This window comes from Tersicoccus phoenicis (genome assembly GCF_001968835.1).
GTDB classification, from domain to species: domain Bacteria; phylum Actinomycetota; class Actinomycetes; order Actinomycetales; family Micrococcaceae; genus Tersicoccus; species Tersicoccus phoenicis.
Genome location: NZ_MRDE01000096.1, coordinates 1 through 2,904, shown reverse-complemented (window position 1 = coordinate 2,904; position 2,904 = coordinate 1). Strand labels below are relative to the sequence as shown.

The 2,904-nt window shown below is 62.8% G+C and carries 3 protein-coding genes; 1 reads left to right on the top strand and 2 read right to left on the bottom strand.

Annotation, left to right across the window (positions count from 1 at the left end):
• Window positions 1-423 precede the first annotated feature (423 nt).
• Window positions 424-1,035, top strand: coding sequence for a recombinase family protein (locus BKD30_RS15095; RefSeq protein WP_076705917.1), 612 nt, complete (start codon window positions 424-426; stop codon window positions 1,033-1,035).
• A 157-nt stretch (window positions 1,036-1,192) separates the two neighbouring features.
• On the opposite strand, the gene BKD30_RS15090 is transcribed toward BKD30_RS15095, so the two are convergent.
• A complete protein-coding gene (locus BKD30_RS15090; RefSeq protein WP_021472079.1) occupies window positions 1,193-1,849 on the bottom strand; it encodes a flavin reductase family protein in 657 nt (218 codons plus the stop codon).
• A gap of 29 nt (window positions 1,850-1,878) precedes the next feature.
• Window positions 1,879-2,766 carry a purine-cytosine permease family protein gene (locus tag BKD30_RS15085; RefSeq protein WP_083956601.1) on the bottom strand — a complete coding sequence of 296 codons (888 nt, stop codon included), beginning with the start codon at window positions 2,764-2,766 and terminating at the stop codon, window positions 1,879-1,881.
• Window positions 2,767-2,904 lie beyond the last annotated feature (138 nt).

The following is a 2,904-nucleotide window of genomic DNA, read 5'->3' as shown; positions in this document are numbered from 1 at the left end:
AAAGCCCACCCCGAGCGGTTCACCGCCCGCGCCGAGGCCCGACCCAAGATCCTCGACCGGCAGCCTGCCACGTGGATCAACCAGCCATCAGCCGACGAGATGCAACTCGCCGCCTAACACCCACCGGCCTCATCCGCCTTGACAAATTCCGCATGCATCGCGGCAGCCAAAACCGATCCCGTGGTCGCGAAGCACCTCTTCGACTTCGCACACTACGGGTGTCGCAGTGAGGAAGCCGTTCGCGGTCTCAAAGACGCCTTCGCCGAGCTTCAGATCCCCCTCGACTCTCTGTCACAAACAAAAGGAAAGCAACCCTTTGCCTGACGTAGAATACGTAACGGGTTAAGTGACACGTTCCGATTTCGAACCGGTCATTGGGTCTGCTGTCACTTAAACGAACGTATAAATGACAAGGAAGCGGCAATGCTGGTTGGGTACATGCGGGTCTCGAAGGCGGACGGCTCCCAGACCACTGACCTGCAGCGCGACGCGCTCCTGGCCGCCAGCATCGGGGCGGACTCCCTTTACGAAGACAGGGCCTCCGGGAAGAAGGACGACCGGCCCCAGCTGGCCGCCTGCCTCAAGGCCCTGCGGCACGGGGACACCCTGGTCGTCTGGAAACTGGACCGGCTCGGACGAGACCTGCGGCACTTGGTCAACATCGTCCACGACCTTACTGAACGCGGCATCGGACTTAAGGTCCTCACCGGTCAGGGTGCCGCCATCGATACCACCACGGCCTCCGGGAAGCTGGTCTTCGGGATCTTCGCCGCACTGGCCGAGTTCGAACGCGAACTGATCTCTGAACGCACCCTCGCGGGTCTCGCCGCCGCCCGCGCCCGAGGCCGGAACGGCGGACGCCCGTACAAGATGACCCCCGCCAAGCTCCGGCTCGCCCTGGCGTCCATGGGCAAGCCCGGCACCAAAGTCAGCGAACTCTGTACCGAACTCGGAATTACCCGCCAGACGCTGTACCGGCACGTATCGCCCAACGGAGAGTTACGACCCGACGGTGAGAAACTACTTTCCCGATAGCCGCGGACGACCTTGGCACGTAGTTGTGGAACGAAATTAACCGAACCGGGTTCGGGCGGTCCCACGGGTTCTCCAGGCCGGCGCCGGAACCCGGTACCTCGGAAGTGAGACTTCAGCGGTACCGGGCACGCGGCGCGAAAATAGCTGTGCGGTGGAACTATGCGGGTTGTCCTGCGAGGCCTGCCATTTCGTCGGCGTCGGAGCTGGGGACTTTCATCTCGAAGGTGTCGGTGACGACGGTGTAGTCGTAGTAGCCCATGCGCGCGATCGGTTTGGCCTTGGGGATGTCGATCCGTCCGTCCGGGGTAAGGCAGTTTTCGTCCAGGTGGATGCGTTCCACGGTGGCGTAGACGACGTCGATGCTTCCGACGGTGGAGTTGCCGGGGATCCGGTGGGTGGACAGGTACCGGCATTCAAAGTGGAAGGGGCTTTCGGCGACCATGGGTGTGTCGGAGAGATCGGCCTTCTTTTTCGTGACGTTGAGTCGGTCGAATTCGCTGTCGCCCGGCGGGAGTGCCATTGCACTGATGTTGACGGCTTCGCGGAGGTCCCAGGTGGCCATGTTCCAGACGAACCAGCCGGTTTCTTCGGCGTTGATGACGGTGTCTTTACGCCGCCCGTCGGGGTATTGGTTGGCGGCGAACATCACCATGGGCGGGTCGAAGGTCAGGTTTTGCCATTGGCTGTAGGGCGCGATGTTCTCCACGCCGTCTTTGCTGACGCTGGAGAGCCAGCCGATGGGCCGGGGGACCGTGAGGCTCTTGAAGGGGGCGAACGGCAGGGGGCTCTTCTCGAAGCCGGGATCATATTTCATGGGGGTACTCCTGTGTAGGCGTTAGCGGGTCAGATGGACGGGCGGGTCACGGCGGCAGCCTCTGGCTGTTCGTCCACGGCGGGGCGGGTGGAGTACGGCGGTGCTTTGCGGGCCGGAGCGAACAGGTAATACAGGCCGCCGGAGACGGCCAGGCCGATGAGCCATGCGATTTCGGCTCCTCCCAGCCATTCCGCGACGGGCCCGACGTAGAGGGGGCTGTTCATGAACGGGATCTGGATGAGGATTCCGGCGGCGTACGCGGCGATGGCGGTCCAGCTGATGCGCCCGTATTCGCCGTCCGGTTCGAAGAGTGCGGCGACGTTGTACTTTTCTTTGCGGACGAAGTAGAAGTCGACGAGGTTGATGGCGGACCACGGTGTCATGAAGTAGAGCAGGAAGAGCAGGAAATTGGTGAAGGCTCCGAGGAAGTTGTCGCTTGCGGCCAGGGCGATGCTCAGGGCTGCTGCGGAGATCAGGACGATGTAACCGGTCCTGGCTTTGCCGGTGATGATTTCGCGCCGGGTGACGGCGGTGACGATGGTGGCCAGGGACATGAACCCGCCGTAGGTGCTCAGGGTGTTGCCGGTGAGTTTTCCGCAGATCACGGCAAGCAGGACCAGCCATGCGAACCCGGCTCCAAGGTTGGCGAGGTATCCGACCTGGTTGGTGTTGAAGCTGTGGCCGCCGATCGCTGCGCCCAGGGCGCCCAGGATCATGGCGAGTGAGCCTCCGATCACGCTGCCGGCGAAGGTCCACCCCATGGTCGCACGCTGGGATGTGTTCTTGGGAAGGTAGCGGGAGTAGTCCGCAATGTAGGGGCCAAAAGTGAGCTGCCACGATGCCGCCAAGGAAATTCCCAGGACGAACGGGCCGATAGCGAAGTCAGTCTGTTGGATCAGAGCAGCGGAATTTGTCAAGGCGGATGAGGCCGGTGGGTGTTAGGCGGCGAGTTGCATCTCGTCGGCTGATGGCTGGTTGATCCACGTGGCAGGCTGCCGGTCGAGGATCTTGGGTCGGGCCTCGGCGCGGGCGGTGAACCGCTCGGGGTGGGCTTT